Here is a 13,177-nt window from a genome sequence, read left to right on the forward strand (position 1 = left end):
CGCCCACTGCCTTTCCGCTCTTCGCGCGACCATCGGACGCCGACCGGGTGCCGCCGTTCGGCACCTTCACGCCGCATTTCGGCGGTTTTCTGCCGCCGGGCTCGCGACTCCTCGCGAAACCGTTGGCCTCATGTTAGCGATCCGTTGGTGTGGCCTGATGTGATCACTTCATCGGATCTGGCCCGACGGTGCGCGCGTATGACGCGTAACTCGGGGGAGTGTCGCCGCCGCGGCCGGATCCGGGGACGCAAGAGGGCCCCGGTCGTCGGAGGTGAACGACCGGGGCCCTTGTCCGTCCCTACGTCCCCGAGCGGCCCCCGCGGACGTGTCTCCACGGGCGGCGGCCAAAACCGGTGGGGATCAGATCACCGGCGGACGCCCCAGCCGGGTCAGCCGCCACACCGTGCGCCAGCGCATCGGACGCCGCTCCCCGCCCGAGGTGCGCAGCCCTTCCACGAACCCGCCGAACCAGGCGCGCAGCCCGCCGACGGACCGTGTCCGCAGCAGGGTCAGGGCGATCCAGACCGCCAGGTGCACCGGGATCAGCGGCAGCGGCAGCCGGCGGCGGACCAGCCAGACGCGGTTGCGTGCGGTCACCCGGTAGTAGATGGCGTGCCGGGCGGGCGAGGTCTTGGGGTGCTGGAGGAGCAGTTCGGGCGCGTAGAGGACGGTCCAGCCGGCGTCGGCGGCGCGCCAGGCCATGTCCGTCTCCTCGTGCGCGAAGAAGAACTCGGCGGGCCAGTCCCCGATTTCGGCGAGCATCGGCAGCGAGAAGGCGTGGCCGCCGCCGAGGAAGCCGGTCACGGGGCCGCCGCGCATCGGGTCCTTGGCGCCCACCCGGGGCACGTGCCGGCGCTGTGTCTCGCCGCTCTCGTCGGCGATCCGGAAGCCGACGATGCCGAGCCGCGGGTCCCCGGCGAACAGGTCCCGCACCCGCCGCAGCACATCGGCGTCGACGAGCAGCCCGTCGTCGTCCAGTTCGACGACGACGTCGACGTCCCCGAACTCGCGCAGCCGCCGCAGGGCGACGTTGCGTCCGCCCGGGCAGCCGAGGTTCTCGTCGACCTCGATGGTGGTGACCTCGCCGGGCAGGCCGAGCCGGTCGGCGAAGTCGGGCAGCGGGCAGCCGTTCCCGATGATCACGATCCGGGCGGGGGCGACGTCCTGCTTGGCCACGGAGGTGAGCAGCGCGTCCACCTCGGCGGGCCGATTCCCCATGGTCACCACGGCTACGGCGACCCTCGGCTCCGCCTGCGACACAACGCCCACCTCATTCCGGCCAACAACTGTGCCCGCGATGCTAGCCGTTCACCATGTGGGCGCCTCACGTACGCCGGTTCTCCCTCCGTCGTACGAACTTCAGGCCCGACCAGTCCTCCCCCAGTGCGGCCACCTTCACGTCGACGACGCCGAGAGGCAGGAACAGGTCCCGCAGGTCGTTCTCGGCGATGTCGCTGACGTGTCCGGCCGCCTTGCGGGGCCAGGCGATCCAGAGCACGGCCCGGTCGTCGAGCCCCTCGACCAGGGCAGGGGCCTCGGCGGCCAGCGCCTCCCGCTCGCGGTAGAAGGCCACAGTGACGTCTTCGCCCCGCGGCCCCGAGCCGGTGACCTCGCAGCCCTCCGGCAACCCCGGGATGTCCCAGCGGGGCGGGGCGTGCAGGAGGCCGACGCGGTGGCCGGGCTTGATGCCGATCTTCTTCGCGAGGGGCGTTGCGGAGTACCCGCCGCCGCCCGCTCCCCTGGCTGTGTCGACTCCGCTCATGGCCTCATCCTGACCCCGCTCTCCCCCGCCCGCCTCTCCCGTGGCGCACGCACCGGCCCCGGGCACGCAACCCAGCCCGCGCACCAGCCGTCTCACGAGCCGACCGGAGCACCAGAACACCCGTTCCCAGCCGAAGGGCGCGTCCGTTGAGCGACAACGACGACAAGGACGACATCGACATCGAGGGCCAGGGACTCTCCCGCAGGAGGGTCATGGTGTACGCGCTGGCGGCGACCACTCTGACGCTGGCCACCCCGGCGACGGCGGACGCGCTGCCCGCGGACGCCCTGCCCCGAGCGGCGGAAACTCCCGCGGTCAGCAGCGGTTCCTCCGGCGTGATCGTCGCGAACCGGGGCCGGGAGATGCTGGGCCTGGAGGTCACCGAGGCGAACAAGGTCGTCGTACGGCTGCCGCGGGCCGAGGTCGGGCAGGGCATCACGACCGCGGTCGCCATGATGATCGCCGAGGAGCTGGACGCCCGGCTGGCCGACGTCGAGATCCCGCTCGCCGACGCCGACCCGCGCCTGGAGAACCAGTTCACCGGCGGTTCGAGCTCGGTCAGTTCGCTGTACGACCCGGCCCGCAGGCTGGCCGCCACCGCACGCGCCCGGCTCGTCACCGCGGCGGCCCGGCAGTGGAAGGTGCCCGCGCGGACGCTGCGCACCCACGACACGACGGTGGTCGCCCCGGACGGCCGTACGGCCACCTTCGGGTCGCTGTCCGCGGCCGCCGCCCGCCTCCGCCACGCGGACGTGCCCGCCTGGCCGAAGCCGGCGAGCAGGCACACGGTGATCGGGCACCCGACGACCCGGATCGACGCCCGGGACATCGTCACCGGCAAGGCGACGTACGCCGGTGACCTGCACGTCGCCGGGGCGCTGCCGACCGTGGTGGCCCGTCCGCCGACGCTCGGCGGCAAGGTCTCCGCCCTCGACGCGGCGGCGGCCCGCGCGCTGCCCGGCGTCCGCGCGGTGGTGCGGGTTCCCGGGGGCGTGGCCGTGGTGGCGGAGTCCTTCCACCACGCCTTCCGGGCCAGGGACGCGCTGCGGATCACCTGGACGCCGGGCCCGCTCGCCGCCCTGTCGGACACCGCGATCCGCTCCAGGCTGCGGGCCGCCGTGCCGGATCTCGCCGCTCCGCCGCACGGTTCGCGGCAGGTGCAGGGCGAGTTCGAGTTCGCGTTCGTCAGCCATGCGCCGATGGAGGTGCTCACCGCGATCGCCGATGTCCGCGAACACCGGGCCGAGCTGTGGTTCTCCTCGCAGAGCCCTGGGTACGCGCAGGCGGAGATCGCGGCGACGGTCGGGCTGCCGGAGTCCGCGGTCAAGGTCCATGTGGTGCGCGGCGGCGGCTCGTTCGGGCGGCGGCTGAACCACGACGCCGCGCTCGAGGCCGCCCTCATATCGAAGAAGGCGCACCTCCCGGTCAAGCTGATGTGGAGCCGCAACGACGACATGCGGCACGGCCGGATGCGCCCGGCGAGCCACCACCTCATCCGGGCCAGCCACAAGGACGGCCGGGTGGTGGCGTTCGCCCACCACATGGCGTCGGTGAACGAGTCGGCCGGCAGCGGGGTCGCAACGACAGCCCGCCAACACCCCCGAGCCCCCAGGCCCGGCGCGGCCGCCCCGTTGCCGAGCAACGAGGGTCTCTACAACTTCGGCTCCGTCAAAGGCGACTGGGGCGGCATCGAGCTGGCGATGCCCCTCGGGGCCTGGCGTTCGGTGGACTCCGGTACGTCACGGACGGCGGAGGAGATCGTCGTCGACGAGGTCGCGCGCAGCCTGCGCAGGGACCCGGTCGCGTTCCGCCGTACGACGCTGCGCAGCAAGTCCGTCAGGGCGGTACTGGACAAGGTCGCCGCGGCGGGCCGCTGGGGCCGGGAGCTGCCCGCCGGGCACGGCCAGGGGGTCGCCGTGCACGAGGAGTACGGCTCCTGTGTGGCCGCGCTGGCCGAGATCGACGCGAGCGATCCGGCCCACCCCCGGGTGACGAGGGTGGTGATGGCGGCGGACGTCGGCACGGTCGTCAATCCGCGCGGCCTCGATGCCCAGCTCATGGGCGCGGCGATCGACGGCATCTCCACGATCCTGCGGGCGGGCCTGCACATCGACCGGGGTGCCGTTCGCGAGGGCAGCTTCTCCGACTTCCACTACGCGCGCCAGCGGCACAGCCCCTGGCACTTCGAGGCGCACCTCATGCCGTCCACCGAGGAGCCGGGCGGAGCAGGCGAGTTGGGCGTTCCCGCGGCGGCGGGCGCGGTCGCCAACGCCTACGCGCGGGCGACCGGAAGGAGTCCGCGCCGCTTCCCGCTCACGTTCTGACGCCTCCCGCTTCCTCACTCTTCCTACCCGGAGGGATTCCCATGCCCCGCCACACCTTCGTCCTCAACGGAGCGCCCGTCACCGTGGACGCGCCGCCGGACATGCCCCTGCTGTGGGTGCTGCGCGACAAGCTCGGCGTCACCGGCCCCAAGTACGGCTGCGGGGTGGGCGTCTGCCGGGCCTGCACGAGCCATCTGGACGGCGCCGAGATCCAGCCCTGTGTCGTCCCGGTCGCGGACTGCGCGGGCCGGAAGGTCACCACGATCGAGGGGCTGGCCGACGGCGACGACCTGCACCCGGTGCAACAGGCCTGGCTGGACTGCGACGTGGCCCAGTGCGGCTTCTGCCAGCCCGGCCAGATCATGGCCGCCGCGGCGCTGCTGCGCTCGACGCCGAAGCCGACCGACGCCGACATCGACCGCATCGAGAACGTCTGCCGCTGCGGGACCTACTCCCGCATCCGGGAGGCGATCAAGAAGGCTTCCGCGGCGAGTTGAGGCCGGATCCCGCGCGCACGCCGGTGAGGCGGCGGGCGGCGGCGAACAGCGGAAGCACGGCGGCGAGGGTGAGTTGGAGGGCGCAGCCGGTGACGAGGAGGGTCTCGGCGCCGGGGGCGTCGGCGGCCCAGGCGACCAGGCAGCCGATGTTGACCGCGGCCCAGCCGATGGTGGCGGTGGCGAGCCTGCCGGTGGGCTTGGGGTATTCGATGCGGCTGACCATGAGCCAGGCGACGCCGACCACCGCGATCAGGGTGACCTTGAAGGGCAGTTCGAGCAGGACGACGGAGACGACGGTGAGCGCGGCGAACGGGATCGGCATGCCCTGGAACATGCCGTCCTGCATCGTGGTGACGGAGAACCGCGCGAGCCTCAGCAGCCCGCCGAGCAGCACCGCGACGGCGGCCGCGACGACCAGCCGCAGCTGCGCGTCCTCGGTGACCAGCCCCCACACCAGGACGAAGTACGCCGGTGCGAGTCCGAAACTGACCAGGTCGGAGAGGTTGTCGAGTTCCGCGCCCATGCCGGAGCTGCGGAACCTGCGGGCGACCAGTCCGTCGCACAGGTCGAAGAGCGAAGCCATCAGGATGAGCATGACGGCCGTCGCCGCGCCCTGCCGCACCGAGCCGTCGCCGCCCCGGCCGTGTGTGAGGTACGGAACGAGAACGGCCGTGGTGATGAAGTAGATGGAGGCGAATCCGCAGACCGCGTTGCCGAGCGTCAGCACGTCGGCCGCCGAGAGCCGCGCGGGGGAGAACTCCCGGGCCGCGGCCTCGGGCTCCGTATCAGGCTCCGTATCGGGCACCGCCGTGGGCGCCGCTTCGTCCCGGGATGCCGGCGCCTCGGGTTCGGTAAGGGTCAAGGCACTCTCCTGCACGCGTGTCTGGCCGAGCATAGGCGCAGCATCATCGCAGAATCGCGATGCGTCCGGCAGCCGGGTCCGGTTTCCCGCCCGCACGCCCGGTCCGGTGTGCGGGCGGGTGCCGGCCGGGCTCGGCGGGCCGGGATCCCCGCGAAGCTGCCGCCCCTACTGCCGATCGCGGCCGTCCCGCGCTTTTAGCGTCAAGTCCCGTAGCACTTGGGCGACTTCGGAAGGGACACGCATGAACAACGGTCTTCGTAAGGCGGCTGCGGCCGCGGCTCTGGTCACCGGTCTCGTCGCGGGCAGCACCGTGACCGCCTCGGCCGCTCCCCGGTCCGAGCGGATCACCTCGCAGGAACAGCTCGCGGCGAGCATCGCCAAGGCAGTCGCCGCCGAGCAGGACAGCGGTACCGTCGCCGGCGGCCCCGTCATCGCCGGAATGGTGACCGCCTCCAACAGCGCGAGCCCGCTCCGGGCTCCCTGCTGACGGCGCGGAGGTGAGCACCGTGGACAGCTCGACCGACCTGGCCCCGGGCACGGGTCAGCAGACACTCGACTGGTGTCCCAGCGGCGAAGCGCAGCGCCCGGAGTCCGTGGTCCTCGGCGTGCGGTCCGGGGACGGCGGTGAGGTCGTGTACCTCGCCGATCCGGTACCCGCCGCCGACGTCCTGGGCAGCATCCCGGAAGGCATCGCCCCGAACCGGGTCCTGCGGTTCGCCTCGCACTGCGTGTCGGACTGTGCGAACCGGGTGGGTACGGCCTGTGGTCTGATCGAGCGCATACGGGCCGTGCCGGCGAAGGCGGCGGCCGGTGCCGTACCACGGTGCCACCTGCGCCCGCACTGCAAGTGGTGGAACCAGGTCGGCGTCGAGGGCTGCCACCGCTGCCCCGCCGTCGTCACCCTCAGCTCGGACGAGGACGAGCTGAACGCCCTGGTCGCGGATCCGAACACCACGCTGGACCAGTTGGAGAGCTGGATCGCCGCGGCCGAGGACTGAACCCCCCTCGCGCGGGCGCGACACAGGCCCCGGGCCGGACCATCCGGCACCGGGGCACTGCCCGTTGCCCTCCGCGCCCACACCCCACAGAACTCCCGACACCCGTGACGAAAGGACCGCTGCGGACATGGACAACTGGATACGGGACTTCCACCCCGCGCCCCAGGCCCCGGCGCGGCTGCTGGTGTTCCCGCACGCGGGCGGCGCGGCCGGCGCGTACCACGCCCTGTCGGCCGCGCTCGCGGGCCCGCTGGAGCCGTTGGTCGTGCAGTACCCGGGCCGGCACGACCGTTTCACGGAGCCGTTCGCCGAGCGCATCGACGACGTGGTGGACGCCGTACTGGACGCACTGCCCGCGGACCCGGCGGGCCGGCCGACGGCCCTGTTCGGGCACAGCATGGGCGCGGTCATGGCGTACGAGGCCGCGCGACGGCTCCAGGAGCGCGGCGAGACGCCCGCCGTGCTGTTCGTGTCGGGCCGCGAGGGCCCCTCGCTGCCCGCCGCGCTGCGGTGGCCGTCGGACCCCACGGACGCCGAACTGATCGCGGAGATGCGCCTGCTGGCCGGCACCGTGGACGAGCTGCTGACCGACCCGATGCTGCTGGAGCTGATCCTCCCGGCGCTGCGCGCGGACTACCGCATGCTGTTCACGCACACCCACCGGCCCGGCCCCCGGCTGCGCTGCCCGCTGGTGGCGCTGACCGGCGACGACGATCCCCGGGTCGCGGTGGGGGGCGTGGCGGCCTGGGAACGCGAGAGCGCGGCCTCGTTCACCGCGCATGTCCTGCCCGGCGGCCACTTCTACCTCGACGACCATCTGCCGTACGTCACCGAGGTGATCACGGCGGCCGTGTCGGGAGCCGTGACGGGCGCACACGGCTGACATACGGGCGGCGCGCGGGATCAGGGCTGGTCGTACCAGGCGAAAGCCGTGATGCGCCAGCCCTCAGGCGTGCGCACGAACTGGATGGTCTTGGTCCCGCCGCCCTCGAACGGGGCGCCGTCCAGGATCCCGGACTTGCGGTACTCGCCGAAGCGCGACGCGATGTCCCCCGATATCTCGGTCCGCTCGGACGTCTCCCACTCGGAGAACTCCACCAGCCGACCGTCGCTCAACAGCCGCTGCCGGGGCTCGATGAACTCCTCCACGCCGTACACCGTGAACGCGGGCCCGGCGCTGACGATCACCCCTGTGGGAAGCATCAGCCGCCTGATGCGTCCCACGTCGGCGGCCTTGCCGCCCCGGTTGTCGAAGGCACCGAAGAAGTCGGCGGTCACCGAGTCGATCTCGATCTTTGACATCGGGCGACGGTAGCACCGGGCCGGGTACGGCGCAGGGGCCGGCGGTTCGGGCGAACCGCCGGCCCCTGCGTGTGCCGCGCGGAACCGCTCACTCCGCCTCGAATTCGCTGAGCAGGGCGTCCAGGGACTCGTCGGGGTCGCGGCCGGCGACGATCTGGCGTGCCATCTCGTGGAGGGTGAGCTGTTCCAGGAAGAGGGTGAGGGGGACGTCGAGGTCGAAGTCGTCGCGCAGGCAGCCGACCAGGTGGACGGCGGTCAGGGAGTCCCCGCCGGCGGCGAAGTACGTCAACTCCGGGTCGTGGGAGGCATCCAGGCCGAGTGCGTCGGCCAGGAGGGCGCGGACGGACTGCTCCAGGTCGTCGCCGGGCACCTCCTGCTGCGCGGGGGCGGCGGGCTCCTGCCGCCGGGTGTCGAGGCCGAGGGCGCCGAAGCTCTCGCCCTCGAAGGGGTACGTCGGCAGGGCGGTCCGGCGGCCCTGACCCGGCCACGGCTTGTGCTCCTCGCGCAGCCAGGCCTCGCCGAGAGCGTTCAGTTCGTCGGCGCCGGCCGGGGTCGACATGGCGCGCCCTTCGGCCAGTTCGGCCAGCCGGGACGCCGCTTCCGCGTGGTCGGCTGCCAGGACGTAGGCGCGTACGGGCTGCGGGGTGCGGCCGAAGCGCAGGGTGTGCGCGGTGTCGGCGAGGGAGGGGGCGCCGGGGGCGCGCAGCGCGGTGGCGAGCCGGCCCGCGACGGCCCGCAGGGCCTCCTGGGTGCGGGCGGACAGCAGCAGGATCTCCGGGCCCGTCGCGGCCGGGGGGCGGGGAGACGCCGGCCGCTGCGGGGCCTGCTCCAGGACCACGTGGACGTTCGTGCCGCCGATGCCGACCGAGCTGACGCCGGCCCGGCGGGGGCCGCGCTCGGGCTGCGGCCACGGCCGGGCGCTGTCGACGACGTGGAACGGTGAGTCCTCCAGGGCGAGTTCGGGGTGCGGGCGGCCGGCACCGGCGGTGGGGGCCAGGGTGGCGTGCTCCAGCATGAGGACGGTCTTGATGAGTCCGGCGACGCCCGCGGCCGCGTCCAGGTGGCCGATGTTCGCCTTCACCGAGCCGAGGCCGATGGAGCCGGTGCCGAGCGCGCCCTTGAACGCGGCGGTCGCGGCGCTCGCCTCGATGCGGTCGCCGAGTTCGGTGGCCGTGCCGTGCGCCTCCACGTACTGGGCGTCGGCCGGGTCGAGGCCCGCCGCCGTCCAGGCCTCGACGACGGCGGCGGTCTGCTGGTCGACGCCGGGCGCGGTGAAGCCGACCCGGGCGGAGCCGTCGTTGGTGACGGCGCTGCCGCGGATGACGGCGCGCACCGGGTCGCCGTCGGCGAGCGCGTCGGCCAGCCGGCGCAGTACGACCACACCGACGCCGTTGCCGGGCACGGTGCCGCCAGACCGCTCGTCGAAGGGCCGGCAGCGGCCGTCGGGCGCGAAGATCCCGCCCTGGTAGTGGACGTATCCGCGCTTGCGCACGGTGTCCACGGCGACGCCCCCGGCCAGTGCGGTGTCGCAGTCGCCGAGCAGCAGGGCCTGCGCGGCGAGGTGTATCGCCGTGAGTGAGGTCGAGCAGGCCGTCTGCACGTTCAGGCTCGGGCCGTCCAGGCCGAGGCGGTAGGAGACCCAGGGCGCGAGGAACTCGCGGTCGGTGAGGATGCGCACCTGGAGCGCGCCGATCTGCGCGGCCAGCTTCGGGTCGGTCTGGGCGGCGAGCATGTGCTCGGTGACGCCGCCCCCGACGTAGACGCCGGTGCGGGGCGGCGCGTCGAGCGGATCGTGCCCGGCGTCCTCCAGTGCGGCCCAGGCGGTCTCCAGGAGCAGCCGGTGCTGCGGGTCGAGGACGGCGGCCTCGGCGCGGTTGAAGCCGAACAGGGCGGGGTCGAAGCGGTCGGCGCCGGCCAGGTATCCCTTGGAGGGGACGTAGTCACGGCCGCCGGTCTCGGCCGGATCGGCGCCGTCGGCGAGGAGTTCCTCCTCGGTGAAGTCGCTGATCGAGCAGACCCCGCCCACCAGGTTTTGCCAGTAGGCGTCGAGGTCGGGGGCGCCGGGGAAGCGGCCGCTCATGCCGATCACGGCGATGGCGGAGTCGAGGGTCTCTGACGTGTCGGTCGTGGTCTCGTTCATCGGGGCGTGCCTTTCCGGGAGCGGAGTCGTCGGGCGGCGGCGGTGCGCCGGGCGTGCCGTTCGGTGCCGCGTACGGCGGAGGTGTCGATGTCGTCGGGCGGGTCCTGGGCGCTCGTGGCCTGGTCGAGGCGGGCGGCGAGCGCGGCGACCGTGGGGTGGCGGAACAGGTCGATCAGCGAGAGTCCGCCGTCCGCACCGGCCTCGCGCAGGGCGACCAGCACCCGCAGCAGTCGGGTCGAATTGCCGCCCAGCTCGAAGAAGTTGTCGTGGGCGCCGACCCGGTCGACGGTGAGCACCCGCGCCCACGCGTCCGCCACCAGCCGCTCGGTGGCGGTGCCTGCCTCGGTCCAGGTCGCGTCCGGGGTGCGCCGGGTGACGGTGGGCTCGGGCAGCCGGGAGCGGTCGATCTTGCCGTTGCTGCTGAGCGGCAGCGCGTCGAGGCGGACGAACACCTCGGGCACCATGAAGGCGGGGAGCCCCGCGCCGAGGTGGGCGCGCAGCGCGGTGTCGTCGGGCGCGGCCCCGTCGCGTCCCACCACGTAGGCGACCAGCCGCTGTTCGGGGCCGGTGCCGCGTACGGCGGCCACGGCGATGACGACGTCCGGGTGGCGGGCGAGCAGCGACTCGATCTCGCCGAGTTCCAGGCGGACCCCGCGCAGCTTGACCTGGAGGTCGCTGCGGCCGAGGTAGGCCAGCGCGCCGTGCGCGTCGATCCGGCCGAGGTCGCCGCTGCGGTACATACGGGTGCCGGGGGCGCCGTACGGGTCGGCGACGAACCGTTCCGCGGTCAGGCCCGGTTGCTCGATGTAGCCGCGGGCGAGACCGGCGCCGGTGATGTAGATCTCGCCGGTGACACCGACGGGGACCGGGCGCAGCAGCTCGTCCAGGACGTAGAAGCGGGCTCCGGCGACGGACCGGCCGAGGACGACGGGGTCGCCGGGTTCGAGGTCGGCGGTGTGGGAGTAGACGGTGACCTCGCTGGGCCCGTAGGCGTTGACGATCCGCCGTCCGGGCTCGTGCAGCCGCGCGACGAGTTCGGGCGGGCAGGCCTCACCGCCGACCGCGAGGGTGCGCAGGTCGGGGAGTCGGCCGGTGATGTCGGGCAGCAGCATCGCGGCGGACGGCGGCAGGAACACGTAGGTGATGCGGGAGTCGCGCAGCCGGTGCAGCAGCGCCTCGCCGATCCGCTCGTCCTCCAGCGGCACGTGCAGTTCGGCGCCCGCGACCCAGGGGAAGAACAGGTCGGACACCGCGACGTCGAAGCCGAACGCCACGAACTGCAGCACCCGGTCCTCGGCGGTCACCGGGAACGAGTGGCGGGCGCCCATCGTGAGGTTGACCAGCGCCCGGTGCTCGACGGCCACTCCCTTGGGGCGGCCGGTGGAGCCGGAGGTGAACAGCACGTAGGCGAGGTCGCAGGCGCCGGGTGCCGGGCCGTGCGGGACGGGTGGCGCCTCGGCGGGGTCGGGTCGGTCGACGCGCAGGCAGGGCACGCCGAGTTCCGCGGCCCGGTCGGCGGTGGCCTCGGAGGTCAGCAGCAGGGCGGTGCCGGAGCACTCGGTCATGTAGCGCAGGCGGTCGTGCGGGTGGGCCTGGTCGAGGGGGACGTAGGCGCCGCCCGCGCGCAGCACCGCGAGGGCGGCGACGCCCTGGTCCGCGGAGCGCGGCAGCAGCAGCCCGACACGGACGCCGGGCCGTACGCCGGCGGCGCGCAGTCGGGCCGCCAACGCGTCGGCTCGCGCGAGGAGTTCGCGGTAGCTGAGACGTGCGTCGCCGCACACCAGCGCCGTGGCTTCGGGGCGGGCGGCCGCCACGTCGGCGATCAGGTCGGGGACCAGGCGGTCGGGGGCGGCGGCGTCGGCGAGGCGGTCGTTCTGGGCGATCAGCAGCCGCCGCTCGTCGTGCGCCACCGCCTCCACGGCGGACAGCGGGGCGTCCGGGTCGTCGAGGAGGCCCTCCAGGAGGGTGGCGAAGGTGCCCGTCCAGCGTCGTACGGTCGCCGCCTCGAAGAGGTCGCTGCGGTAGATGAACTGGGCGGCCAGGTCCTCGCCCCACCGCTCCATGTGCAGGTGGAAGTCGAACTTCGCGGTGTCCAGGGTGAGTTCGACGCGCTCGGTGGTGGCGCCGGCCAGGTCAAGGGTGAGCGCGGTGTCGTCGTCGTAGGCGAACACGACCTGGACGACGGGGTCGTGGCCCGTCTCGCGGTCCGGGGCGAGTGCGTCGACGACCGCCTCGAACGGGGCGTCCTGGTAGGGGGCGGCGGCCGCCAGGGCGGCGCGGATCCGGCCGGTCAGCTCGCGCAGGGAGGGGTCGCCGCGCAGGTCCACGCGCAGGGCGAGGGTGTTGGCGAGCATGCCGACGGTCTGCTGGAGTTCGGGGCGCTCCCGGCCGGATGCCGGATAGCCGACGACGAGGTCGTCACGGCCGGTGAGTCGGGCCAGGAAGGCTGCGTAGACCGCGAACAGGGCCATGAACGGCGTGGCGCCGCAGGCGGTTGCCGTCTCGGCGAGCCGGGCCCGGGTGGCCGCCGCCAGCAGGAACCGCTCGCTGCCGCCGGCCGTCGAGCGCGCGCCGGTCCGCGGGCGGTCCGAGGGCAGTTCTACGGTGGCGGGTGCGCCGCGCAGCCGTCCCACCCAGTGCGCGACCGCCGGGCCGTACGCCCCCTCGGCGAGCCGCTCGCGCTGCCAGACGGCGAAGTCCGGGAACTGCAAAGGCAGTTCACGGGCGACGAGCTGTCCTCCCGCCTTCTCCTCCCGGTAGCCGGTGGCGAGGTCGTCCAGCATCACGCCCAGCGACCAGCCGTCGCAGACCAGGTGGTGGGCGACGAGCAGCACCCGGTGGGTGCCGTCGGCGACGGCGTACACGGTGCCGCGCAGCAGCGGTCCGGTCGCCGGGTCGAAGGGGCGGGCCGCCTCGGCCCGCATCCGCGCGTCCACCCGGTCCGCGGGCACCCCGCGCTCCACGGTGAGCGCGGCCCGTGCGGCGGCCCGGACGAGCTGGGTCTGGGTGCCGTCGGGGGCGGTGCGGAAGACCGTGCGCAGCGACTCGTGGCGGGCCACGAGCGCGTCCAGGGCGCGGGCGAACGCCGGGAGGTCGAAGGGTCCGCGTACGGCGAAGGCGGCGGGCACGTTGTACTGGGCCGTGCCCGGGTTCAGCTGGTCGAGGACGAGCAGCCGGCCCTGGGCGTCGGAGACGGGGAACTCGTACTCGTCACCGCCTTCGCCGGTCGCCTCGTACGCCGGATCGGGGCCGACGGCCGGGTCGATGAGGTCAAGTGTCTCGGTGGTCATCG

The 13,177-nt window shown here is 73.8% G+C and carries 11 protein-coding genes; 5 read left to right on the forward strand and 6 right to left on the reverse strand.

Features of this window, described 5'->3' with window-relative positions; all coding sequences use genetic code 11:
• Positions 1 to 360: 360 nt before the first annotated feature.
• Complete coding sequence (locus tag ABZS97_RS20295) at positions 361 to 1,269, reverse strand: glycosyltransferase (protein WP_356139661.1); 909 nt, start codon at positions 1,267 to 1,269, stop codon at positions 361 to 363.
• 55 nt (positions 1,270 to 1,324) lie between these two features.
• Positions 1,325 to 1,762, reverse strand: a complete 438-nt coding sequence (locus tag ABZS97_RS20300; RefSeq protein ID WP_356139662.1) for a DUF3052 domain-containing protein — start codon at positions 1,760 to 1,762, stop codon at positions 1,325 to 1,327.
• A gap of 212 nt (positions 1,763 to 1,974) precedes the next feature.
• Here ABZS97_RS20300 and ABZS97_RS20305 point away from each other — a divergent pair, with 212 nt between their 5' ends.
• Positions 1,975 to 4,086, forward strand: a complete 2,112-nt coding sequence (locus ABZS97_RS20305) for a molybdopterin cofactor-binding domain-containing protein (RefSeq protein ID WP_356139681.1) — start codon at positions 1,975 to 1,977, stop codon at positions 4,084 to 4,086.
• 41 nt (positions 4,087 to 4,127) lie between these two features.
• Positions 4,128 to 4,583 carry a (2Fe-2S)-binding protein gene (locus tag ABZS97_RS20310; RefSeq protein WP_356139663.1) on the forward strand — a complete coding sequence of 152 codons (456 nt, stop codon included), beginning with the start codon at positions 4,128 to 4,130 and terminating at the stop codon, positions 4,581 to 4,583.
• Here ABZS97_RS20310 and pssA read toward each other — a convergent pair.
• Positions 4,558 to 5,388: a CDP-diacylglycerol--serine O-phosphatidyltransferase gene (gene pssA / locus ABZS97_RS20315; RefSeq protein WP_356139682.1), complete on the reverse strand. Its 831-nt coding sequence runs from the start codon at positions 5,386 to 5,388 to the stop codon at positions 4,558 to 4,560. The genes ABZS97_RS20310 and pssA overlap by 26 nt on opposite strands.
• A gap of 298 nt (positions 5,389 to 5,686) precedes the next feature.
• Between pssA and ABZS97_RS20320 the strand changes: the two genes are divergently transcribed.
• The 3 genes from ABZS97_RS20320 (at position 5,687) to ABZS97_RS20330 (ending at position 7,326) form a co-directional block, all read left to right on the forward strand.
• Entirely contained in the window at positions 5,687 to 5,932 is a 246-nt protein-coding gene (locus ABZS97_RS20320) for a hypothetical protein (RefSeq protein WP_356139664.1), read from the forward strand.
• 19 nt (positions 5,933 to 5,951) lie between these two features.
• Positions 5,952 to 6,443, forward strand: a complete 492-nt coding sequence (locus tag ABZS97_RS20325; protein ID WP_356139665.1) for a hypothetical protein — start codon at positions 5,952 to 5,954, stop codon at positions 6,441 to 6,443.
• A 127-nt stretch (positions 6,444 to 6,570) separates the two neighbouring features.
• Entirely contained in the window at positions 6,571 to 7,326 is a 756-nt protein-coding gene (locus tag ABZS97_RS20330) for an alpha/beta fold hydrolase (RefSeq protein ID WP_356139666.1), read from the forward strand.
• A 20-nt stretch (positions 7,327 to 7,346) separates the two neighbouring features.
• On the opposite strand, the gene ABZS97_RS20335 is transcribed toward ABZS97_RS20330, so the two are convergent.
• From ABZS97_RS20335 to ABZS97_RS20345, 3 genes are all read right to left on the reverse strand, one after another.
• Complete coding sequence (locus tag ABZS97_RS20335) at positions 7,347 to 7,745, reverse strand: DUF4440 domain-containing protein (protein WP_356139667.1); 399 nt, start codon at positions 7,743 to 7,745, stop codon at positions 7,347 to 7,349.
• Between the two features lie 88 nt (positions 7,746 to 7,833).
• The gene (locus tag ABZS97_RS20340; RefSeq protein WP_356139668.1) at positions 7,834 to 9,885 is read right to left on the reverse strand and encodes a beta-ketoacyl synthase N-terminal-like domain-containing protein; all 2,052 of its coding nucleotides are present in this window, start codon (positions 9,883 to 9,885) and stop codon (positions 7,834 to 7,836) included.
• The gene (locus ABZS97_RS20345; RefSeq protein WP_356139669.1) at positions 9,882 to 13,175 is read right to left on the reverse strand and encodes an amino acid adenylation domain-containing protein; all 3,294 of its coding nucleotides are present in this window, start codon (positions 13,173 to 13,175) and stop codon (positions 9,882 to 9,884) included. The genes ABZS97_RS20340 and ABZS97_RS20345 overlap by 4 nt, the downstream gene beginning before the upstream one ends.
• Positions 13,176 to 13,177 lie beyond the last annotated feature (2 nt).

The organism is Streptomyces sp. NPDC005485, assembly GCF_040606085.1.
In the GTDB taxonomy this organism is placed as follows: domain Bacteria; phylum Actinomycetota; class Actinomycetes; order Streptomycetales; family Streptomycetaceae; genus Streptomyces.